The following is a 21,157-nucleotide window of genomic DNA, read 5'->3' on the forward strand; positions in this document are numbered from 1 at the left end:
TTATTCTCTTACTATAAAAGCTCCAGCAAATGCTCCACTTGCAGCAAAATCACGCGCTTCTTCTTCACTTCTAAACCCAGTTAAAAAAACTCGGTTTAAACCATCTACTGTGCTTGTACGTATAGTAGAAGAATAAGTTCTATAAGTTTTATATCTTGAGGCTATAGTTCTTGCTCCTTCTGGATTTTTAAATGCACCAATTTGAACCATAAAATTTCCACCTTCATAAATTTGGCCATTACCTGAAATTTCTCCGCCATTTCCATAATTTATATTAGAATGAACAATATTATTGCCAGAATTAGAAGAACCAAATCCTATAACTTCAAGTCTAACAGGCGCTGTTCCGCTATGTATCATATCAATTTGCTTTGCGGCCGCATTAGACAAATCAATAATACGATTATTTACAAAAGGGCCACGATCATTTATACGAACAGTAACTTGACGATTATTATTTAAATTTGTAACTTTTAAAATTGTATTCATAGGTAAAGTCTTATGAGCTGCCGTAAATGCATTTTGATCATAAATTTCACCATTTGAAGTTTTTTTACCATGAAAACCTGGCCCATACCAACTAGCAATACCATCAGCAGTTTCTCCAACAGATACTACAGTTGGATAATAAGTTTTTCCATTTATGGTATAAGGCTTCATAGTGCCTTTTCCTCCTGAAGAGCTAGGATTACTTTTAAAATCGTTACTTGGATAATAAACCTGAGCACTACCGCTTGATTCTGAAAGTAAATTTCCTATTCCACAACCTGTAAAAACACTAATTATGGATAAAATTGGAATAATTTTTAGAGTCGCTTTGAGCTGTTTTAATATTTGCATTTTTATTCTCCTTTATTGGTATTATAATTTTTTGATTGATACTTAAACGATTTTTATAAATACGGTTTAATTCTTTAATACTATCTACACTCACACGATGATTTTTAGCTATTTTATATAAAGAATCACCTGCTTTTACAATATAAACTTTAGTCATAGGTATAGTTGTATCAACTTTTGCAAGTTTATTTTCTTTAAAATGTTTATCAAAAAAAGCTACTTTATTTAAAGGAATATACATATAATAACCTTTTCCCGGAGGTGTAAAATTATGTTTAAAATGAGGGTTATACTTTTTAAAAGTAGCAAAACTTATATTTAAATTTTTAGCTATATCTTTTAAAGAAACCGAAGATGGAGCATCCACCTTAATAAAATCATTACTTAAAGTATAATTAACTAAAGATGCATCTTTGGTTAATAAAAAATCTCTATCATTTGCCAAAAATGAAAGTGTTAAAATTTTACGCAAAAAATTTCTAGTTTCTAAAGAAAGATATTTCTTATTTGAATCAAGCAAAACATTTAAATCATCACTCCCAGCTTCTTCGATAGCTTGATGCAATTTTCCATTTCCACAATTATAAGCTAAAATAGCCAAATACCACTTACCAAACTCTGCTTTCATTCTCTTTAAATAATCAATCGCAGCATAAGTTGACTTGACTGGATCTCGTCTTTCATCAACATAAGCATCCACCCTAAGTCCTAAATTTTTAGCTGTAGGCTTCATAAACTGCCAAATTCCAACAGCTTTAGCATTAGAAACACTATTAACTTTTAAGCCGGATTCAACCATAGCTAGGTATAAAATTTCTTCAGGAACTTCCTGTTCGGATAATATTTTTCGGATCATAGGCGTTATTTTAGAAAAATTTTGTATCCCATCGATTAAAGTTTTAGTGTGTTTTGATTTTATATCTTGCTGGCTTTGAACAAAAACTAAATTACTGATAAAATTTGATTCAATATCTAAATCTCTTAAAATTTTTATTTGTCTTTCGTAAAATTCGGGAGTATTAATTTGCGCAAAAAGAAAATTAAAAGACAGCAATAATAATATTTTTCTCATAAAGCCCCTTGAAAAAATAATTTTTTGGAATTATCTAAACAAATTTTCAAAAGCTCTTCTCTTGATAAATTTAGAATTTCACTCATTTTATTGGCTACCAATTGAGTTAATAAAGGTTCATTCCTTTTTCCACGATAAGGCTCTGGGGTTAAATAAGGTGCATCAGTTTCAATAAGCAATTTATCCTTTGGAATTCTAGGTAAAATCTCTACTAATTTTTTAGCATTTTTAAACGTTAAAATTCCACCTATTCCAAAATAAAAACCCTCGTTACTAAGACGAAGTAAATGTTCACTTGCATTAAAACAATGCAAAACCCCTCCAACAAGTTCTTTGGAATATTGATGTAAAATTTCGTAGGTATCATTATTAGCTTCTCGTGAATGAATAATTACAGGTTTTTTAAATTCTTTTGCCAATTCAAGTTGAATTTTAAAAAAATGTTTTTGAAGATTTTTTTGATACTCTATCTCTTTTAAATCATCACTTTGAAAACGAAAATAATCCAACCCACACTCACCCACAGCTATGCATTTTTCTTGTTTTAAATATTGTCTTAAAATATTTTCATCAAAATTATCAATTTCATAAGGATGTATTCCAGCTGCAAAATATACTCTATCATATTTTTTTGATAGCTCTGCAGCATAAGGCAAATCTTTAATGTGTGCACCAGGTATGATTATTTTTTCAATTCCATTGTTAAAAGAATGTTTTAAAAGTGCATCCAAATCCTCCTTAAAAACATCGCTATCAATATGACAATGGGTATCGATTATTTTTAAATTATCTTTAAATTCAAGTTCTAAGAACATACTTCTACTCGATCTTTTCCATTAATTTTTGCTTGCTCAAGGGCATTAGATGCTTGCTTGCTCAAGTGATCAAATTTATCTTTGTTTTTACCAAAAGCCACTCCGATAGAAGCGGTAAAAAATACTTCATCTAAATTAATTAAAACTCCAACTTTTTTGATATTAACACGAATACGAGATAAAATTTTAACAGCTTTTTCATGAGAAATATTTTTTAATAAAATGCAAAATTTTTCAGGACTAAATCTTCCTACTATGTCCCTACCTTTGATCTCATTTACAATTTCATTGGCACAAATTTTAACAACCTCATTACCTACATCAAAACCATATCTTTCATTTACAGATCTTAAGTCATCAATATTTAAAAAAGCCAAAGCAAAATCTTCTTCTTTAGTCATAATTTCATTAAAATATAACTCAATATCATCCATTAAGGCTTCATAGTTTTTCACACCTGAAATAGGATCAAGATTATTATAAGTATTTAAAAATTTCATATTTTCCATATAAGTTAAACATCGATCTAATCGAGAATTAAAACTATCTCTTTTAATCGGTTTTATCAAATACTCATTAGCGCCATTTTTAAATAAATCAGCCTCTAAAGTATCATTTTTATCACCTAAAAGTATCACCCCTAGTTCTTCTTCACTAAAACGAGTTCTAACTTCATCCAAAAGTTCGCTTCCACTAATGACTGGCATATTAACATCGGCAATAATAAGGCGTATATCATCATTATCATTTAAATAACTCATAGCCTCTTCTCCATGGGCAGCAGCCAAAACATTAAAACGTCTTTGCGTAAGAATTTTTTTAATCTCATTACGCTCAGGAAGTTTACTTAAAGCTAAAATGATTTTAATTCCAGAATAGTGTTCTAACTTGGATATTGAATTTATAATATCATCGATACAAGTACTACTTTCTTTAAAAATATAACCTAATATATCTTTTTTTAAAAAATCATCTCTTACTTCTTTATCATTATTGGCAGTTAAAACAATCACGGGTAATTTTTTCTCTAAAAGAAACTCAACTACCTCTCCATTTGGAGCATCGGGTAAATATAATTCTGCAAAAACTAAAAAATAATTATTAACAGATAATTCTTTTGCTTCTGTATAGCTAAAAACTATATCAACTTCGTAATTTAAAGTTGATTGAATTTTTTTAGCCAAAAGTTTTCCAAGCATTTTATTATGATCAACAATTAAAATTTTTTTATTCATAAATTTAACACACCTTAAAAATTAAAAGCTAATTCTAATGTAAGAATAAAATTATAACATGTTTAAATGAAAAATCCGCTTAAGATTTAAACAAAGTTTTAGCAAATTCTATAGCCTCTTCATTAATCTTTTCTCCGCTTACCATTCTAGCAAGTTCTTTAATCCTCTCTTCTTGGTTTAACTTTTTTACAAAGCTTTCATCACCTTTTTTTTCAACCAAGAAATGATTGTGTGCCCTAGAAGAAAGTTGAGGCAAGTGCGAAATAGCAAAAATTTGATAAAAATTTGAAAGTTCGTCTAAAACCATAGCAATGCTCATCGCTTCTTTGCCGCTTAAGTTGGCATCAATTTCATCTAAAAACAATATCCCACTACCTTGACCTAAAATTTTACATTCTGTTGCTATAAATGCAAGTCTTAAACGATTAAGTTCTCCGGAGCTTAAATTTTTTAAATTAGCAAAGTTAATATTTAAATTAATCTCATCTTTACCCATGAAGGATATTACTTTGCTTTCATCTAACCTTAAAATAGCATCTTTCATATAAAGATTTTTTAAATACTCATTCAAACAATTTTGTAATTTTTCTAAGTTATTTATCCTTGTTTGAGTTAAAATTTTTGTACTTTTTTCTAGTTTGTCTTTTGCTTTTTCAAATTTTTTCTCAAGTTCTTTTTTCTCAAAACTTAAATTCTCATAATGTTCAAGCTCTTGTTTTTTTTGCTTTAAAATTTCTAATGCGTTTTCGATACTCCCGTAACGTTTCATTAAAAAAGATAAATTTTCTATCCTATCAAGTATTTTTTCAATATCAAAATCAAAATCTTCTATTTTTTGACTCTCTAAAATCAAACGTAATTCATTTAAACATTCGCTAAAAAAAGTTGGATCTTTCTCACTTAAATTTAAAGCATCAATTACAATTTTTTCTAAATCAAAAATTACACTAGCTTTTTGCCAAGCTTCATCTAATTTATCTTTTTTAGAAAGTTTTTTCTTAAGTATTAATAATTCCTCATATTCCCCTATTTTTGGATTGATACTTTGAATTTTTTCAATTTGAATTTTAGCCACTTCTTTTAATTCTTCGATTTTTCTTTCTTCATCTAAAATTTGATTTAATTCTTCAGATAATCGAGTATAATTATTAAAATCTTCTTTAAATTCACTTAAGAAATTTTCAAATTGAGGATTATTTTGTATCTCCAAAGCATCTAAAATTCTTAAAAATTTTTCATTACTAAATTCATTATTTTCCTTAGCGCTAAGATATTTAATAAAACTTTTACTTAAATTTTGCAAACTTTTTTTAGCAATGCTTTGATTATTAATAAAGTATTTTGTATTTTTTTCTTTTAAAAGCTTAAAAACATTTTCTTCTTCGCTTTCTATTCCATATTCTTCCAAATTCAATTTATCATCAAGCCCTAATTCTACAATTCTTGCTTCGCTATCGCTTATAGCAAAAGCAGATAAAATTCCTTTAAATAATATTGATTTTCCAGCTCCACTAAGTCCAGTAAAAACAGTAAGTCCTTTTGAAATTTCAAGCTTAGCTTCTTTAAAACCTAGATTTTCTTTTATAAAAATTCTATTAATCATCAACTTCCCCAATTTAATTTTTCTTTTAGAATTTGAAAATAATCTCGATTCTCTGGACGAATTAAAGTAACACTCTTGTGACTTAAACCTACTTTAATACTTTTAAAATCATCCATTTTGTAATTTTTTTGTCCATCTATAGAAAACATGCATCCCTTGGCTCTAATTTCTAATTCAAACCCCTTAGGCAAAACTATAGGTCTTTGTGTTAAAGAATGAGAACAAATTGGAGTAAGAATAAATGCTTGAGCTAAAGTATAAACTATAGGACCATTAGCGCTTAAATTATAAGCAGTTGATCCAGCAGGAGTAGAAACAATTAATCCATCTCCAAAATATTCATTAAATTTTTTATCCTGATGATACACCTCAATATATGCCATAGAGGTTTGATCTTCTCTTTTTATTATAATATCATTAAAAGCATAATCTTTCATTTTTTGGCCATTCTTTTGCTTTAAATGAACACTAAGTAAAAAGGGATTTTCTGTTTTAAAATGACCGCAAAAAAAAGATTGAAAAAAATCTTCTGCTTGATCCATTTTAAAATCTGTTAAAAAACCCAAATGTCCAGCATGAATTCCCAAAACGGCTCGATCATATTCCCAAGCTTTACGACATACAGAAATTAATGTCCCATCTCCACCTAAAGAAATAATAAAATCTGAAATTTTAAATAAATCATCAATATCATAATGTGATAAATTTGGCTTTTTAAAGTTTTTTAAAAACAAAAGTTCAACATTATATTTCTTTAAAATGTTTTCTAAAGTAGATATTTCCTCATCAAAATTCGAATTAAAACGAACAACAAGTCCTACTTTCTTAATATTTTTATAATCTATTTTATTTTGCATAAAAAAATTATAACAAAACTTAGCTAAGCAAAAGAATAAAAATACTATAATTTTAAAATAATTATTTTAATTTCAAGGAAAAAAATTGCGTAGTCATTATAATACAGACTTAGGAATTTCCAATGTTGGAGAAACAGTTAAACTCTGTGGTTGGGTCAATAGCTACCGCGATCATGGAGGAGTCATTTTTATAGACTTAAGAGACCGTAGTGGTATTATACAACTTGTTTGCGATCCAAATGATAGCAAAGAATCTCATGAAATTGCTTCGCGTGCTAGAAATGAATTTGTTCTTATTGCTGAAGGAAAAATTCGTCCTCGTGGAGAAGGACTTGCTAATAATAAATTAAAAACTGGTGAAATTGAAGTTGTAGTTAGCAAACTTATTATAGAAAACGAAAGTGCAGTTCCTCCTTTTGCAATTGCTGATGAAAGTGTTAATGAGGAATTAAGATTAAAATATAGGTTTTTAGATTTAAGAAATCCTAAGCTTTATGAAAATTTTTCTTTACGTTCAAAAGCTTGTATAGCAGCTAGAAATTCCCTAGCTGCTATGGGATTTTTAGAAGTTGAAACCCCTATTTTAACTAAAGCTACACCCGAAGGAGCAAGAGATTATCTTGTTCCTTCTCGCGTTCATCAAGGTGAATTTTATGCCTTACCTCAAAGTCCGCAGTTATTTAAACAACTTCTAATGTGTAGTGGTTTTGATCGTTATTTTCAAATCGCAAAATGCTTTAGAGATGAAGACTTAAGAGCGGATCGTCAACCAGAATTTACCCAAATTGATGTCGAAATGAGTTTTTGTGAACAAAAAGATGTTATGATAGTTGCTGAAACTTTTTTAAAAGATATTTTTAAAGCTTGTGGCAAAGAAATTAAAACTCCTTTTAGGATTATGCAATATAAAGAAGCTATGGAACTTTATGGAAGTGATAAACCCGACTTAAGATTTGATCTTAAGTTTATAGATGTAATTGATATCTTCGCAAAATCTAATAATGAAATTTTTTCAAATATTGCTAAAGACACAAAGAAAAACCGCATTAAAGCTATACATGTTCCACAAGGAGACACCATCTTTTCAAAAAGACAAATGCAAAGATTTGAAGAATTTGTTCGCAAATTTGGAGCACAAGGCTTAGCCTTTATACAAGTTAAAGAAGATGGCCTTAAAGGTCCACTTTGCAAATTTTTTAATGAATCTGATTTACAAGAACTTAGCAAACGTTGTAATTTGGAAGTTGGAGATGTTGTATTTTTCGGTGCTGGTGCTAAAAAAACTGTTCTTGATTATATGGGAAGATTTAGAATTTTCCTTGCAGAAGAATTAAAATTAATCAATCCAGATGCATTGGAATTTTTATGGGTTGTTGATTTTCCTATGTTTGAACAAAACGACGATGGAACTTATTCGGCTATGCATCATCCTTTTACTATGCCAAAAAATATTGATGAAGAAGATATTGAAGAAATTTACTCCATTGCCTATGATGTTGTTTTAAATGGTGTGGAATTAGGTGGTGGAAGTATTAGAATTCATAAAAATGATATTCAGCAAAAAGTTTTCAAAAAATTAAATATTGACGAAAGTGAACAAAAAAATAAATTTGGATTTTTGCTAGATGCTTTAAGTTTTGGAGCTCCACCTCATGGCGGCATTGCTATAGGATTAGATAGGCTTATCATGCTAGTTACTGGTTCAAAAAGTATAAGAGAAGTTATTGCTTTTCCAAAAACACAAAGAGCACAATGTCTCATGACAGATGCGCCATCAGAGCCAAACAATGAAGCTTTAAGAGAACTAGGAATTAAATTAAGGGAGAATATAAAATGAAAGAATTGTTTTTAATCATAGGAGCACCTGGGAGTGGAAAAACAACAGATGCAAGTCTTATAGCTCAATCAGATATTAACATTACTCATTATTCAACAGGTGATTTATTAAGAGAAGAGGTTACTAGCGGCAGTGAGCTTGGAAAAACAATTGATAGTTTTATCTCTAAAGGAAATTTAGTACCTTTGGATGTAGTTATAAATACTATAGTCTCAGCACTTAAAAATGCACCAACTCAAACAATCATTATCGATGGTTATCCAAGAAGTATTGAACAAATGACAGAATTTGATAAGGTTTTAAGCTCTCAAAATGAAATAGAACTTAAAGGCGTGATTGAAGTACGCGTAAGCGAACAAGTAGCCAAAGATAGAGTTTTAGGTAGAAATCGTGGAGCTGATGATAATGAAGAAGTTTTTTATAATAGAATGAAAGTTTATACAGAACCATTAGAAGAAATTCAAAAATTTTATCAAAATAAAAAACTTCATTTTATTATTGATGGAGAACGCACAATAGAACCTATTGTTGCAGATATGAAAGAATTGATTAAAAAAATTCAAAGTATTTAAAAAAGGAGAATAAATATGGATTTAAGCAAAATCAAAATTGGAGATATTCCAAATAAAATTAACGCCGTAATTGAAATTCCTTATGGGTCAAATATTAAATATGAAATTGATAAAGATAGTGGTGCTATTATGGTTGATCGTGTAATAGCAAGTGCAATGTTTTATCCTGCAAATTATGGTTTTATTGCAAATACCTTAGCTGATGATGGTGATCCTGTTGATATTTTAGTTTTAAATGAATATCCTATTCAAGCTGGGGCTGTCATTCCTTGCCGTTTAATCGGTGTTTTAATCATGGAAGATGAAAGCGGAATGGATGAAAAACTTTTAGCTGTCCCAAGTTCAAAAATTGATGCAAGATACGATAATATCAAATCCTATACCGATCTACCTCAAGCAACTTTAAATAAAATTAAAAATTTCTTTGAAACCTATAAAATTCTTGAACCAAATAAATGGGTAAAAGTACAAGATTTCAAAGATACAAATGTTGCAATTGAAATTTTAGAAAAAGCAATTAAGAATTACAAATAAGTCATTAGTCTTTTTTGCTGTTAAGGAAAATATGAAAAGCATTATTTTAGGTGGTGGATGTTTTTGGTGCATACAAGCTGTATTTGAAAAAATTAAAGGGATTGTAGATAGTGAGGTTGGATACACGGGTGGAGCCGAAAATCCAACCTACGAAAGTGTATGTTCTGGCGATGGTAATATTGAAGTCATTAAATTAAACTACAACGATAAAGAAATTTCTCTTATAAAAATTTTGGATATTTTTTTTAAAATTCATGACCCTACTTCTTTAGATAAACAAGGCGCCGATGTAGGAATTCAATATAGATCTGCAATTTTTTATGAAAACGAAAATGATGAAGTTATAATTAAAAAATTTATTGAAAAGATAAAAAACAATTACTCTTCACCAATAGTCACTCAAATTTATAAATTAAACAAATACTATCCTGCGGAATCTTATCATCAAAATTATTTCACAAAAAATCCCAATCAAGGATATTGTCGATTTGTTATTGCTCCAAAATTACAATTTGTAAAAAACGAATTCATATAATTAACTTTTTTATAAATATATTTTATTCACAAAGTTTTCACAATGTGATTTTCTTACTAAATATCTATAAAATAGTATTTCAAGCCTAAAAAAATAAAAAAAATATTTATTGTTTTTTAAGTTTTTTTGTGAATTTAAAATTATATGTGAAAAGTTTAATTCAAAATCATTGTTAAAATTATTTTTAGGAACACTTCTTGCTTGTATTTAATTAAGATATTTAGATTTGAGGGCAGAACAATTCTAAAATTAAAGGAATTAATATGAGTATCTTTAGCATCAATGATAACTCAAACTATAATTCTATACTTTCACAAGCAAAAGCTAATAAAGAAAGTAAAGAAAATTCTAAAATAAGTTTTGCTAATACTTTTTTAAAACAAAATGCTAGTAAATTAAATGAAATTCAAAGTGCAAATTCACAAACTCTAGCAAGAAGTGAAGTATTAAATTCTACTAATACAACAAATACTAGCAATAATACTAATTTTAGTATAAGTAGTAAAACAAATTCTCCTAATTATAATATATCAAGTGAATTTAAAAACTCTATTTATACTCTAAAATATAAACAAGTAGATATAAGTAATAATACAGCCTATGGTTATAGTGTAGATAAAGATGGTTATATGGGGAGTGATTTTAACAAAGCTGCGGGATTGCCTGAAGATTTTAAGATACATAAATCTACTTTGGATGAGATTAAAAAAGCTGCTGAAAATGATCCTGTTGTTTCAAGTACAAAAGAATACTTAGGCGTAAGCGAGTATTATACTAATATCGATATGGCTGAAACCATAAAACAATATTATAATCTTTTTTCTAATGCTTTAGGTCAAAGTTTTCCAAATGATAAAACAAGTTTTAGTGAAGCAGATATAAATTCTATGCCTAAGGGTTATATTTCTGTTGGCTATAAAGGTTTAGATTTTTCAGATCAATCCAATCCTTATAATGCATTAGGACTAGTTAATCATTCTAACACAAAAGTAACTAATGTTTTTAAAACAGATGATGAATTTCATGAAGCTCAAGCAATACAAATGGGAATGACGGGTATTGATTTTTATCCGCAAAAATTAAATATATCAACTCAAAGTTTATCACAAGGAGCTTTAATGGAAGGTGGATTTAATCCTGATATGTCAGTTTATCCACAAAATGAAGATGGAAGTTATTCTAAAGAAGCTTTGTTTATGAGCTTTTTAAAATCAGAAGGTGGTTATATGGTTGCAGGAAAAAATACAACTATTGCACCGCAAGCAATGAATTATAATCTTAATGTTGCCAAACAAAGTATCCCAAAATACTCTAATGTAGATTTCGATGACATTATGACAGGCAAAGTGGATTTTGCAAGTCTATTAAAAGGTTATGCACAAGATGGCTGGCTTGATGGAGGTATATATGCAATGGATAAAGGAGTTAAATGGCAAAATATATACGTAGGCAGTGGAATCTCTTTTGATAGAGAATTTCATCAAGCAAAAGCTAATGGTTGGAAAGCAAGTAGTGAAAGTATCAATTCTTATGTTGGATCTATAATGGATAGATTAAATATCTCATAGGACAAACTAGGGTTTAGGCTAGTTTTCTAAGTTTGGCTATAAAAAATCCATCATAATCCAAATTTGGAATAATTCTCTTACATTTTGAAATTTCTTTAAAAAATTCGCTTTGTGCATCTTTTGCTATAGCATGCTCTAAATTGATATCCAAAATTTCAAGTTTAAATTCGCTTTTCAAAGCATTTTCTATGACTTCTTCATTTTCTTCCTTGGTAAATGTGCAAGTGCTATAAACAAGCTCTCCGCCAACTTTTAAAGCTTTTAAAGCGGAATGCAAAAGTTTTTTTTGTATTTTGGCTATATTTTTTATTTCTTTATAGCTTTTTTCCAAATTAAAACCTATTTTTGCAAAAGTGGAGCAAGGAGCATCAAGCAAGATTTTATCAAATTTTAAAGGACATAATTTTCCTATTGTTTTACCATCCTTCATAAAGCATTTTGCGTTTATGCCATAATTTTGAAGATTTTTTTGCAAAACAAAAAAACGATCTTTACTGATTTCATTGCAAGCTAAATAGCCTGTATTTTTCATAAAATTTGCCAAATTAATACTTTTTCCACCTGGAGCAGCACACATATCTAAAACATTTTGCCCCTCTTTTACATCTAAATTTAAAGCACACAAATAAGAGGAATAATTTTGTATATAAAATTTAAATTCATTAAAAGATTTCATAGAGCTTAAGATATTTTTATCCTCAGCTTTAAATAAATAACAATATTCATTGATTTTTTTCCATTCTAAATTAGCATTTAAAAAATCATTTTCCAATTCTTTAAAATTACATTTTAGAGTATTTAAAAAAATGCAAATATTTTTTTTCTTTTCAAAAGAATTTAAAATTTGAATAAATTCTTTTTCCGTGTAAAGTGCTTTAATTTTAGAGAGCAAAATAATCCTTTATCATAATAAAAGCTGCTAAAGAATCTAATTTTCCATCTTTTTTTCGAGTATTTGCTCTTTGAAATTTCAAAGCCTCTTTGCTTGTGCCACTCTCATCTACATAAACCACTTCTTTTTCAAATTCAAGCAAAGATACAAAATGTTGGATACGCTTTTTCATTTCATCCTCACTTGAACCCCCTTTTGGAATACCTACAATCAATAAAGAAATATGATACTCTTGTAAAATTTTTTTTATTTCTATGGCAGCTTGGTTACGATTTTTTCTTAAAACAGCATTAAGCGGGAGTGCTATTTTATCGATACAAAGCGCCAATCCAATACGCTTTAAACCTATGTCTAATGCTAGCGCTCTCATTTTAAAACTCTTATTAATAATCCTTCAACGGAAATTTTACCCTCAAGTTCATATTCATAGACTTTTTCACCATAAATTGCCAAAGCTTCATCAACACTAACACCTTTTTTACAAAAATCTAAAAATTCATCTTGCATATCCTCGCAAACTTTTGCAAACTGACCAACAAATTCCTTAAAGTCATAAATTAATTCCGCTTTTTTTTCTTTTAAAAATAAATTCGTTCCGCTACTTTCATTAATCCTATGAGGTAAAACGTACAAAGGTTTTTTTAATTCTAAAGCAAGTTTAGCACTTTGCATAGAGCCACTGTTAATATCAGCTTGAGCAACTACAACAGCCTCACTTAAAGCAATAATCAAACGATTTCTAAGTAAAAAATCATACTTTTTAGGAATATAATCTTCTTCATATTCGCTTAGTGCTAAGGCTTCTTGATACATTTGCTTAATAATTTTTTCATTACTCTTTGGATAAATTTGATTTAAGCCATTTGCAAAAATTCCTATTGTATAGGGCATAGCAGCGATACTTGCATTAATATCAACCCCCAAAGCTCCACCACTTACAACACAAATTCCTGAATTTTTAAGCATGCTGGCTAAAGAAAAAACACAATTTTTTGTATAAATACTCATTTTTCTTGAACCAATGATTGCAATTTTGCGTTTTCTTAAAAGCTCTAAATTTCCTCTGTAGTAGAGTTTTTTTGGAGGTTTTTTTAAATCTTTAAAAAAGTCTAGAAAATCGTCGCTTAAAATTTTACTTTCCATAAATTTCACTCAAATAAACCAACTCTACCTTATCAAGTAAATTTTTGCTTTGCTCTAAAGCTTTTAAAGTATTTTTCCTTGGATGACCAATTGCAATAGCAAATCCTTTTTTTTGTGCCAATTTTACAGCGCTTTCAAGTTGTTTCTTAACATAGGCTACATTATCTTCATTGTCTAAAAAAATATCTCTTTGTATATAAATCATGGCCATTTCTTTAGACACCTTTAAAGCTTTAGAATTTCCTATAGTTTTAGAATCCACAAAAAGTAAATTTTGACTTTTTAAAGCCTCATAAAGATGTTTCATAGCTTTTTCATTGCTTGTAAATAAGCTTCCTGTATGATTATTAATATATTTTAAATTTTTAAAATCTTTTTTAATCTGCGCAATTTTTTTAAAAATTCTTTCCTCGCTATCGTTTGGATTTAAAGTATCAAGTTCTGGTTTATTGTAGTGAATAGCAGCCAAAGGCAAATGCACCATATAAAAATTAAAATCAGAGGCTAATTTTGGAGTATTTGGATGATTTTTATCTGGTGGAAAAAAAGAAGGATTGAGCTTTAAATTTAAAGCTTTAAGATTTCTTACTTGACTTGCATTTGCCATATCATCAATAATAATAGCAAGTTTTGGAAGATATTTGTCTTTTTTTTGTATTGATTGAATATTTGTACTTAAATTTTGCTCCATATAACTTGAATTATTTTCTAAAATACTTGCATTTTTTGGACTTAAATTATTATCACTATTTAAACTCAAATTGCTCTCTAAAGTGCTATTTTTTTCAAGGCTTACATTTTGTTCGATCATTTTTGTTAAATTGATATCATTATCAATCTTTTGTGCTTCTTGTTCTAAAATAGCTAAACTTTGATTTTTATCTTGATTGTAAAAATCTTCAAATATTTCTATTTTATTTTGGTTTTTATCATCTAATAAAACTAAATTTTCTTGCTGATTATCCTTACTTTTAGCCAAATGATTTGTGGCATTTTTAAGTTCTTGATATTTTAATAAAATTCCTAAAACTAAAGCTATACACAATAAAAAAAGTATAGCTATAATTAAAAATCGTTGTATTTGTATTATTTTTTTCTTAAGCAAAATAAAATCTTATAATAAAATATTTTGATAAAAATTACTTTTTTTAATATTGTATTTAATTTGATAAGCTTTGGTAAAAAAATTATTCATTTTAATTTATCCTATTTATTCTAAAATATCAATGGCAAGTATTATAACAATTAAAGTCTAAAATTCATATTTTTTTTATAAACTTTATGTAAAATTTATCAAAAAATTACAAAAGTATATTTATAATGAAAGAATTTTTAAATAGCCTAAATTATGGAATAAATATTAACCAAATTAATAACGAACACAAACAAATTATAAGAGAACTTTTAGCAAATCAAATTATTAAAGAATATAAAAATAAATTTTATCTTAACAATGGTTTTACTTTTGGAATTCTTGATATTACAAGTAAAGGCACAGGATTTTTAGAATCTTTTGATGAAAGTTTTAAAAAAGATTTGCTTATTGAAAATAAAAATTTAAAAGGTGCGAATTATAAAGATATTGTCGCTGTTAAACTCCTCCCTTTAAAGAGAAAACGACCTAGCGCTAAAGTAATTTTAGTATTAAAACGTGCCAATGAAACCTCAATAGTTATTACTAAAAGATATGGAGAAGCTATACTTGGAATGAATATAAAAACAGGGCTAAACCTTGCTTTAAAAGCTTCACAAAAATCATTAAAAGCTTTACCTTTGGGAACTGTATTAAAAATAGAAAATGAAAATAACAATATCATTGAAGTTCTAGGGCATATTGATGATGAAAGTGTAGATGAAAAAATTTCTCTTGCTCTTTTTAATAAAAATAGCAAATTTAGCGACACTTGCATCAAAGAATCTTTAGCTAATGGCGATAGCGTTGATGTCAGTATGTATGAAAATAGGATTGATTTAAGATCTTTACCATTTTGTACTATAGATCCTATACATGCTAAAGATTTTGATGATGCTATTTATTTTGATGAAAAAAAACGAGAAATTTATATAGCCATTGCAGATGTTAGCGAATATGTCTATGCTTATAGTGCTATAGATAAAGAAGCTAGAAATCGTGGATTTTCAATATATTTTCCACATATTGCTATTCCTATGCTACCTCGGGCTTTAAGTGAAAATATTTGCTCTTTAAAACCTTATGAAGATCGTCTAGCGTATTGTTTTAAAATCATTTTAAATGAAAAAAATGAAGTTATCAAAGAAGAACTTTTTGAAGCAATTATTAACTCAAAACGTCGTTTTAATTACGATGAAGTAGATGAAATTTTATTAAAAAAACCTGATTTAAAAGAACATAATTGGCTTTATAAACTTTTCGAAATTACCCAAATTCTAAGAAAAAAACGTCTTAAAAATGCCTTTGAATTTCGCACTGAAGAACTAAGAATGGTTTTAGATAAAAATTTAAGCCTTGAAAGCACTTTTATAGAAAAAGATACCTTTTCTCATAATCTAATCGAAGATTGCATGCTTTTAGCTAATAAAACAGCAGCAAAAATCTTAGAAGATATAGGAATTTTTAGAAACCATTTAAGTGCCGATGCCAAAAAAATCAATAAGCTTCTTAATGAATTAATCGAGCTTGGAATTGATGTTAAATTAAAACCTAATCTTCCAGAACTCATACGCGATATCCAATCTTTAGCAGATGAATTAAATTTAAGAGCAGAGGTTGATAAACTTATTATCAAAGCACAAAAAAAAGCGGAATACTCAAGTAAAAATCAAGGTCATTTTGGCTTAGGATTCGAAAAATATTCTCATTTTACAAGTCCTATTAGAAGATATTCTGATCTTATTTTGCATCGCTTATTAAAAGCCAGACAAAAAAAGGATGAAAAGCTTTTTAATTATTTACTTTTAAATATACAAAGTACTTGTGAAAACCTTAGCACCTTAGAAAGAGAAGCTGATAAGGTTGCTTTTGACTTTATGGATAGAAAATTTGCCAGATGGGCGCTTAAAAATATAGGAAAATGTTTTCAAGCTTTAATTATTCAAAATGAAGGGATATGCATTGCTAAGCTTGATGATGAAATTAAAGGAGCAGATATTATCCTTTATGACACCCAGGCCAATCTTTTACAAAGAGTTGAAATTCAAATTATAGAAGCAGATATTGTCATGGCTAAAATTTATGGAAAAATTATCAAAGACTACTTGAGGTAAAAATGTATAGAAAAGAACTGCAAACACTACTTTTGAAAAATAATTTTCCTAATATTTTCTTTTTATATGGAGCTGACAACTTTCAAATAGAATTATATGCCAATTTTATTAAGAAAAAATGGACTTATGATGAAAATTTAAAATTGTTTTTTGAAGAATATCATTTTAATCAAGCTAGTGATTTTTTAAGCGGAGGATCTCTTTTTAGTAATAATAAGCTTTTAGAATTAAAAATCAATAAAAAAATTCCCACAAAAGAATTAAAAACTCTAGTAGAACTCTGTCACAATAATCAAAATAATTTTTTTCTTTTAGAATTTTATAATGAAAGTTCCAAACAAAGCGATATAGAAAAAATTTTTGGAAATAATTTTGCACGATTTTTTCAACCTAATAATGCAAAAGAAGGTATAGAACTTTTAGCTATAAAGGCAAAAGAACTTAATATAGAAATTACCCAAAATGCCTTATTTATGCTATTTACAAATTTTAATGAAAATCTATACTTAGCAGCAAGCGAATTAAACAAATTTACAAATTTAACCGTAAGCGAACAAGATATAGATCAATACTGCCATAGCCTTAGTTCTGGAAGTTTTGAAAATTTTTTTGAACTAATTTTGAAAAAATTAGATTTTAAAAACGAGCTTGAAAAAATTATAGAAAATTATAATGAAATTGCATTGCTTAATTATCTAAGCGCTGCTTTTTATCGTCTTTTTAAAATCGCCATTTATGCAAAAATTTATGGAAAAGTAGATTTGAAAGAATTATTAGGCTACTCCCCTCCTCCTTTAATCGCACAAAAATTAAGCCAGCAGGCTTTTAGCATCAAAATAGAACAATATAAAAATATTTTTACCTTATTGCTTAAAAGCGAACATGAATTAAAAACTAATTCTAAACTCGCCAAAAAAGAATTTTTGATTTCAAATTTATTAGAGCTTGGAAGAATTATAAAAATTTAATCATTGCATTATTAATCGCATTAAATGCAAATCTTCACCCTGTATAATCTTATAATCAATACTTGAGCAACATGGGCACTTAAAAATATTTTCTTTTAAAATACTTTTTTGATCACATTTTAAACATAAGATCTCAAGTGGAGTAATTTCTATAAAAAGTTTTGCATTTTTGCAAAATTGAGAATTTTCTTTAAATGTTTCAAAACAACGCTTGAAAAGATCTACTTCAACCCCACTTAAACGTCCAATATTTATATAAATTTCTTGTATATCTTTAGCATTATTGGTTAAAGCATTTTCTTCACACAGATCAATTAAAGATTCTACAATACTAAGTTCGTGCATTAGCAAATTCTTGGCAAAAGTTCACCTTTTGGAACTTCTAAAAAACGCTTTGCTCCAAAAGAATTTTGCAAAATCACACGAGATGCTTTTTCCTTTAAAACTTCCCCTATAATATTTGCATTTTTATTATACTTTCTTAAAATTTCTAAAGCTTTTTGTTCGTCTTCCTTTTCTACACAAAGAACAAAAGTGCCTTCATTTGCAAGCTCATATGCTTCATAACCAAAAAGTTCACAAAGCCCTAAAACTTCATCTTGTATGATAATTTTTTCTTCAAAAATTAAAAAATCATTTCCACTTTGCTTTGCCCATTCATTTAAAACCGCACTTAAACCCCCTCTGGTTGCATCACGCATAGCTATAACTTTTACATTATTTTCTAAAAGCTCTAAAACCTCTTCATTTAAAATCTTACAATCGCTTTTTATATCAGCTTCTAATTGATTTCTTTTGATTAAAACACTCGCACCGTGTCTGCCAATATCACCAGAAACTAAGACACTGAGTCCTGCTTTTATATTTTTAGTTTCTTTTTTAGCAATGATTTCTCCTAAGGCTGTAGTATTAATATAAATTTCATCACCTTTGCCTTTTGGGACCACTTTAGTATCGCCACATACAACTAAAACCCCAGCTTTAAAACACTCTTTTTGTATGCTTTGTAAAATTTTATTGAGTTTTTTTATCTCAAAACCTTCTTCTAAAATAAAAGCTAAACTAAGATACTTTGGCTTAGCTCCAACCATTAAAATATCGTTTATCGAACCACAAACGCAAAGCTTACCTATATTTATCTCATCATCTAAAAATATAGGATTTAATACAAAAGAATCTGTGCTAAAAGCTATATTTCCCAAAATTGCAGCATCATTTGCAGCATTTAAAATATCATTATTAAAAATTTTAAAAATTCCATCTAAAAGCTCATTCATTTCTTCTCCGCCACCACCATGAGCTAAAGAAATATTTTTCATACATTTACCTTTGAATATCTATAATAAGCAGCACATGCTCCTTCACTTGAAACCATGCAACTACCTATAGGGTTTCTTGGAGTACAAGCTTTAGCAAAAACTTTACAATCATAAGGTTTAGCTAGGCCTCTTAAAATTTTCCCACAAATACAAGCTTTGTTTTCATTTTTACTTAAAACCATACAATCAAATTGCTTACTTGCATCAAAATCACCAAATTCCTCTATTAATTTTAAGCCACCATTTTTAATAACTCCTAAGCCACGAAATTCAAAATCACAAGGTTCAAAATATTTTGCAACTAAATTTTGTGCTTTAATATTGCCTTTTTTACTTACAGCTCTTTTGTATTGATTGTATACTTCAAATGTTCCTTCATTAATTTGTCTTACTATATTTAAAATACTCTCCATAATATCTACTGGTTCAAAACCACTCACTGCTATAGGGGTTTTATGTTTAGCTGCTATAGGTTTATAAATTTCAAAACCTGTTATCACACTAACATGAGAAGGTCCTAAAAAAGCATTGATTTGTACATTTTCATCATCCATAATTGCTTCAATAGGCGCTGGAACGGTAATATGATTGATATGAAAAAAAACATTTTTCAAATTTAACTCTATCACCTTTTCAAGCAAAAGAGCACTCATAGGAGTTGTTGTTTCAAAACCTATAGCAAAAAAAATGATATTTTTATTTGGATTTTCCTTAGCAATTTCTAAAATTTCAAGCGGAGAATAAAGTGCTCTAATATCAGCTCCTTTTGCTCTTAGATCAATTAAAGAAAAATCACTCCCTGGCACTCTTAAAAGATCACCTAGGGTGCAAAAAATATTATCCTTCATAGAAGCTAATTTAATAGCTATATCAATACGATTTCTAGGCATAACACATACAGGACAACCTGGTCCGTGAATAAAATTAATCTCTTTAGGTAAAATAGAAGGCAAGGCATATTTCATAATACTGTGCGTATGTCCGCCACAAATTTCCATAATATTAATAGGGTTTTTAATCTCTTTTTCTATCAATTTTTTTAAGGCTAAAATACTTTGTTTATCTCTAAATTCATCGATTAAATTCATTTAAACCCAAATCCCCTTCATTGGTATTAATTTCTCCACTATTCATTTTATCTACAATTTCTCTATAAGTTTTTATACTCTCCAAAGCAGATTCTTTATCGATTTTTTCCATAGCAACACCTACATGTATTAAAACAAAATCTCCCTTTTGTAAGGGTTCATCAATCAAATCTAAATTCACTTTTCTTTTAACACCTAAGGTTTGCACGATGGCATTGTTTAATTCATCGATTTCTAAAATTTCAGATGGAATGGATAAACACATTAAAAAAGCTCCTTTTTTAGTCTTAAAAATTTATACCAAAGTTCCATATTGCTTCCATTTTTAGCATCTAAAACTATAATATCTGCTTTTGGATTTAATTCTTTAATCAATTTGCTTGCTTCCTTGATATCAAAATCAAAATGATGTGCTAAATCAGCTTTACTAATAAGCACAACATCAGCTTTTTTAAACATAACTGGATATTTTTGCGGCTTATCACTTCCTTCGGTAACTGAAAGTAAAACAATATTTAAATGTTCTCCTAAATCATAGCTTGCAGGGCAAACTAAATTACCTACATTTTCTATAAAAAGTAAATCTATATCATTAATCGCTAAGTGATGCAAAGCTTCATGCACCATAAAAGCATCTAAATGGCAACTTTGTCCTGTAGTAATTTGATATGCTTTAGCACCAATATTTTTAATTCTTTGTGCGTCATTATTGGTTTCTAGATCCCCCTCAATGACTGCAATTTTTATCTCATCTTTTAAAGCTTTAATTGTATTTTCTAAAAGAGTGGTTTTGCCACTTCCTGGAGAACTCATTAAATTAATACAAAGTGTATGTGATTCATTAAAATGATTTCTATTATGCAAGGCTTGTTCATCATTTTTACTTAAAATTTTAGAAATTACCTCTACAGTCTTACTCTCTTTTAAACTTGGATTTTCATGATGATGAAAAAAAGAGTCCTCTTTAGAATTTATCGAACAACCACAATCTTTACACATTTTCATTCCTTAAAAATTAAATAATTATTTCATT

The 21,157-nt window shown here is 28.2% G+C and carries 22 protein-coding genes; 7 read left to right on the plus strand and 15 right to left on the minus strand.

The features are described from left to right. The 6 genes from ACD570_RS06030 to ACD570_RS06055 form a co-directional block, all read right to left on the minus strand. Positions 1-840, minus strand: a complete 840-nt coding sequence (locus ACD570_RS06030; protein ID WP_337197184.1) for a septal ring lytic transglycosylase RlpA family protein — start codon at positions 838-840, stop codon at positions 1-3. Continuing rightward, the gene (locus ACD570_RS06035; RefSeq protein ID WP_200283414.1) at positions 779-1,912 is read right to left on the minus strand and encodes a lytic transglycosylase domain-containing protein; all 1,134 of its coding nucleotides are present in this window, start codon (positions 1,910-1,912) and stop codon (positions 779-781) included. The genes ACD570_RS06030 and ACD570_RS06035 overlap by 62 nt, the downstream gene beginning before the upstream one ends. Then, the gene (locus ACD570_RS06040) at positions 1,909-2,727 is read right to left on the minus strand and encodes a TatD family hydrolase (protein ID WP_239820522.1); all 819 of its coding nucleotides are present in this window, start codon (positions 2,725-2,727) and stop codon (positions 1,909-1,911) included. Before ACD570_RS06040 ends, ACD570_RS06035 begins: the two co-directional genes overlap by 4 nt. Further along, positions 2,718-3,962 carry a diguanylate cyclase gene (locus ACD570_RS06045; RefSeq protein ID WP_337198709.1) on the minus strand — a complete coding sequence of 415 codons (1,245 nt, stop codon included), beginning with the start codon at positions 3,960-3,962 and terminating at the stop codon, positions 2,718-2,720. The genes ACD570_RS06040 and ACD570_RS06045 overlap by 10 nt, the downstream gene beginning before the upstream one ends. 79 nt (positions 3,963-4,041) lie before the next feature. After that, on the minus strand, positions 4,042-5,565 hold the full coding sequence (locus tag ACD570_RS06050) for an AAA family ATPase (protein WP_337207668.1): 1,524 nt from the start codon (positions 5,563-5,565) through the stop codon (positions 4,042-4,044). After that, complete coding sequence (locus tag ACD570_RS06055) at positions 5,565-6,422, minus strand: NAD(+) kinase (RefSeq protein ID WP_200283388.1); 858 nt, start codon at positions 6,420-6,422, stop codon at positions 5,565-5,567. Before ACD570_RS06055 ends, ACD570_RS06050 begins: the two co-directional genes overlap by 1 nt. An 85-nt stretch (positions 6,423-6,507) precedes the next feature. Between ACD570_RS06055 and aspS the strand changes: the two genes are divergently transcribed. The 5 genes from aspS to ACD570_RS06080 all read left to right on the plus strand — a co-directional run bounded on the left by aspS (position 6,508) and on the right by ACD570_RS06080 (position 11,468). Beyond that, on the plus strand, positions 6,508-8,259 hold the full coding sequence (gene aspS, locus ACD570_RS06060; RefSeq protein WP_417904221.1) for an aspartate--tRNA ligase: 1,752 nt from the start codon (positions 6,508-6,510) through the stop codon (positions 8,257-8,259). Beyond that, positions 8,256-8,831 (plus strand): adenylate kinase, encoded by a 576-nt coding sequence (locus ACD570_RS06065; RefSeq protein WP_417904222.1) that lies wholly within the window; start codon positions 8,256-8,258, stop codon positions 8,829-8,831. The genes aspS and ACD570_RS06065 overlap by 4 nt, the downstream gene beginning before the upstream one ends. A 15-nt stretch (positions 8,832-8,846) precedes the next feature. After that, complete coding sequence (ppa, locus tag ACD570_RS06070) at positions 8,847-9,365, plus strand: inorganic diphosphatase (protein WP_417904223.1); 519 nt, start codon at positions 8,847-8,849, stop codon at positions 9,363-9,365. 31 nt (positions 9,366-9,396) lie between these two features. Continuing rightward, entirely contained in the window at positions 9,397-9,900 is a 504-nt protein-coding gene (msrA, locus tag ACD570_RS06075) for a peptide-methionine (S)-S-oxide reductase MsrA (protein WP_239820517.1), read from the plus strand. 263 nt (positions 9,901-10,163) lie between these two features. Beyond that, complete coding sequence (locus tag ACD570_RS06080; protein ID WP_417904224.1) at positions 10,164-11,468, plus strand: Cj0814 family flagellar-dependent secreted protein; 1,305 nt, start codon at positions 10,164-10,166, stop codon at positions 11,466-11,468. Positions 11,469-11,481: 13 nt separating this feature from the next. On the opposite strand, the gene ACD570_RS06085 is transcribed toward ACD570_RS06080, so the two are convergent. The 4 genes from ACD570_RS06085 to ACD570_RS06100 are packed head-to-tail and all read right to left on the minus strand — an operon-like array spanning position 11,482 to position 14,608. Then, positions 11,482-12,360, minus strand: coding sequence for an RsmB/NOP family class I SAM-dependent RNA methyltransferase (locus ACD570_RS06085; protein ID WP_239820516.1), 879 nt, complete (start codon positions 12,358-12,360; stop codon positions 11,482-11,484). Further along, positions 12,350-12,730 (minus strand): Holliday junction resolvase RuvX, encoded by a 381-nt coding sequence (ruvX, locus tag ACD570_RS06090; RefSeq protein WP_417904225.1) that lies wholly within the window; start codon positions 12,728-12,730, stop codon positions 12,350-12,352. Before ruvX ends, ACD570_RS06085 begins: the two co-directional genes overlap by 11 nt. Further along, entirely contained in the window at positions 12,727-13,503 is a 777-nt protein-coding gene (locus ACD570_RS06095) for a DNA-processing protein DprA (protein ID WP_337207970.1), read from the minus strand. The genes ruvX and ACD570_RS06095 overlap by 4 nt, the downstream gene beginning before the upstream one ends. After that, the gene (locus tag ACD570_RS06100; RefSeq protein ID WP_417904226.1) at positions 13,493-14,608 is read right to left on the minus strand and encodes a divergent polysaccharide deacetylase family protein; all 1,116 of its coding nucleotides are present in this window, start codon (positions 14,606-14,608) and stop codon (positions 13,493-13,495) included. The genes ACD570_RS06095 and ACD570_RS06100 overlap by 11 nt, the downstream gene beginning before the upstream one ends. A gap of 215 nt (positions 14,609-14,823) precedes the next feature. Between ACD570_RS06100 and ACD570_RS06105 the strand changes: the two genes are divergently transcribed. Next, the gene (locus tag ACD570_RS06105; protein WP_417904227.1) at positions 14,824-16,749 is read left to right on the plus strand and encodes an RNB domain-containing ribonuclease; all 1,926 of its coding nucleotides are present in this window, start codon (positions 14,824-14,826) and stop codon (positions 16,747-16,749) included. A 2-nt stretch (positions 16,750-16,751) separates the two neighbouring features. Then, positions 16,752-17,717 carry a DNA polymerase III subunit delta gene (locus tag ACD570_RS06110; RefSeq protein WP_417904228.1) on the plus strand — a complete coding sequence of 322 codons (966 nt, stop codon included), beginning with the start codon at positions 16,752-16,754 and terminating at the stop codon, positions 17,715-17,717. Here ACD570_RS06110 and ACD570_RS06115 read toward each other — a convergent pair whose 3' ends face one another. From ACD570_RS06115 to hypB, 5 genes are read right to left on the minus strand one after another with little or no spacing between them, the layout of a single operon-like run. After that, positions 17,718-18,062, minus strand: coding sequence for a hydrogenase maturation nickel metallochaperone HypA (locus ACD570_RS06115; protein WP_337199410.1), 345 nt, complete (start codon positions 18,060-18,062; stop codon positions 17,718-17,720). It abuts the gene before it with no gap. Continuing rightward, a complete protein-coding gene (gene hypE / locus ACD570_RS06120) occupies positions 18,062-19,036 on the minus strand; it encodes a hydrogenase expression/formation protein HypE (RefSeq protein ID WP_200283289.1) in 975 nt (324 codons plus the stop codon). Before hypE ends, ACD570_RS06115 begins: the two co-directional genes overlap by 1 nt. Then, a complete protein-coding gene (gene hypD, locus ACD570_RS06125; RefSeq protein WP_337206946.1) occupies positions 19,033-20,124 on the minus strand; it encodes a hydrogenase formation protein HypD in 1,092 nt (363 codons plus the stop codon). The genes hypE and hypD overlap by 4 nt, the downstream gene beginning before the upstream one ends. After that, entirely contained in the window at positions 20,108-20,389 is a 282-nt protein-coding gene (locus tag ACD570_RS06130; protein ID WP_200283283.1) for a HypC/HybG/HupF family hydrogenase formation chaperone, read from the minus strand. The genes hypD and ACD570_RS06130 overlap by 17 nt, the downstream gene beginning before the upstream one ends. Beyond that, positions 20,389-21,123 carry a hydrogenase nickel incorporation protein HypB gene (hypB, locus tag ACD570_RS06135; protein WP_200283280.1) on the minus strand — a complete coding sequence of 245 codons (735 nt, stop codon included), beginning with the start codon at positions 21,121-21,123 and terminating at the stop codon, positions 20,389-20,391. The genes ACD570_RS06130 and hypB overlap by 1 nt, the downstream gene beginning before the upstream one ends. Positions 21,124-21,157 lie beyond the last annotated feature (34 nt).

It is taken from the genome of Campylobacter sp. LH-2024, from assembly GCF_048270605.1.
In the GTDB taxonomy this organism is placed as follows: domain Bacteria; phylum Campylobacterota; class Campylobacteria; order Campylobacterales; family Campylobacteraceae; genus Campylobacter_D; species Campylobacter_D molothri.

What these genes read in the sequence shown, in the direction of transcription:
- ACD570_RS06130 (WP_200283283.1), bottom strand. Translation starts at nt 20,389, where the DNA reads ATGTGTTTATCCATTCCATCTGAAATTTTAGAAATCGATGAATTAAAC.
- hypE (WP_200283289.1), bottom strand. Translation starts at nt 19,036, where the DNA reads ATGAAAAATATTTCTTTAGCTCATGGTGGTGGCGGAGAAGAAATGAAT.
- ACD570_RS06105 (WP_417904227.1), top strand. Translation starts at nt 14,824, where the DNA reads ATGAAAGAATTTTTAAATAGCCTAAATTATGGAATAAATATTAACCAA.
- ACD570_RS06050 (WP_337207668.1), bottom strand. Translation starts at nt 5,565, where the DNA reads ATGATTAATAGAATTTTTATAAAAGAAAATCTAGGTTTTAAAGAAGCT.
- ACD570_RS06040 (WP_239820522.1), bottom strand. Translation starts at nt 2,727, where the DNA reads ATGTTCTTAGAACTTGAATTTAAAGATAATTTAAAAATAATCGATACC.
- ACD570_RS06055 (WP_200283388.1), bottom strand. Translation starts at nt 6,422, where the DNA reads ATGCAAAATAAAATAGATTATAAAAATATTAAGAAAGTAGGACTTGTT.
- ppa (WP_417904223.1), top strand. Translation starts at nt 8,847, where the DNA reads ATGGATTTAAGCAAAATCAAAATTGGAGATATTCCAAATAAAATTAAC.
- hypB (WP_200283280.1), bottom strand. Translation starts at nt 21,123, where the DNA reads ATGTGTAAAGATTGTGGTTGTTCGATAAATTCTAAAGAGGACTCTTTT.
- ruvX (WP_417904225.1), bottom strand. Translation starts at nt 12,730, where the DNA reads ATGAGAGCGCTAGCATTAGACATAGGTTTAAAGCGTATTGGATTGGCG.
- ACD570_RS06065 (WP_417904222.1), top strand. Translation starts at nt 8,256, where the DNA reads ATGAAAGAATTGTTTTTAATCATAGGAGCACCTGGGAGTGGAAAAACA.
- ACD570_RS06095 (WP_337207970.1), bottom strand. Translation starts at nt 13,503, where the DNA reads ATGGAAAGTAAAATTTTAAGCGACGATTTTCTAGACTTTTTTAAAGAT.
- msrA (WP_239820517.1), top strand. Translation starts at nt 9,397, where the DNA reads ATGAAAAGCATTATTTTAGGTGGTGGATGTTTTTGGTGCATACAAGCT.
- ACD570_RS06045 (WP_337198709.1), bottom strand. Translation starts at nt 3,962, where the DNA reads ATGAATAAAAAAATTTTAATTGTTGATCATAATAAAATGCTTGGAAAA.
- ACD570_RS06030 (WP_337197184.1), bottom strand. Translation starts at nt 840, where the DNA reads ATGCAAATATTAAAACAGCTCAAAGCGACTCTAAAAATTATTCCAATT.
- ACD570_RS06110 (WP_417904228.1), top strand. Translation starts at nt 16,752, where the DNA reads ATGTATAGAAAAGAACTGCAAACACTACTTTTGAAAAATAATTTTCCT.
- ACD570_RS06115 (WP_337199410.1), bottom strand. Translation starts at nt 18,062, where the DNA reads ATGCACGAACTTAGTATTGTAGAATCTTTAATTGATCTGTGTGAAGAA.
- hypD (WP_337206946.1), bottom strand. Translation starts at nt 20,124, where the DNA reads ATGAATTTAATCGATGAATTTAGAGATAAACAAAGTATTTTAGCCTTA.
- ACD570_RS06080 (WP_417904224.1), top strand. Translation starts at nt 10,164, where the DNA reads ATGAGTATCTTTAGCATCAATGATAACTCAAACTATAATTCTATACTT.
- ACD570_RS06035 (WP_200283414.1), bottom strand. Translation starts at nt 1,912, where the DNA reads ATGAGAAAAATATTATTATTGCTGTCTTTTAATTTTCTTTTTGCGCAA.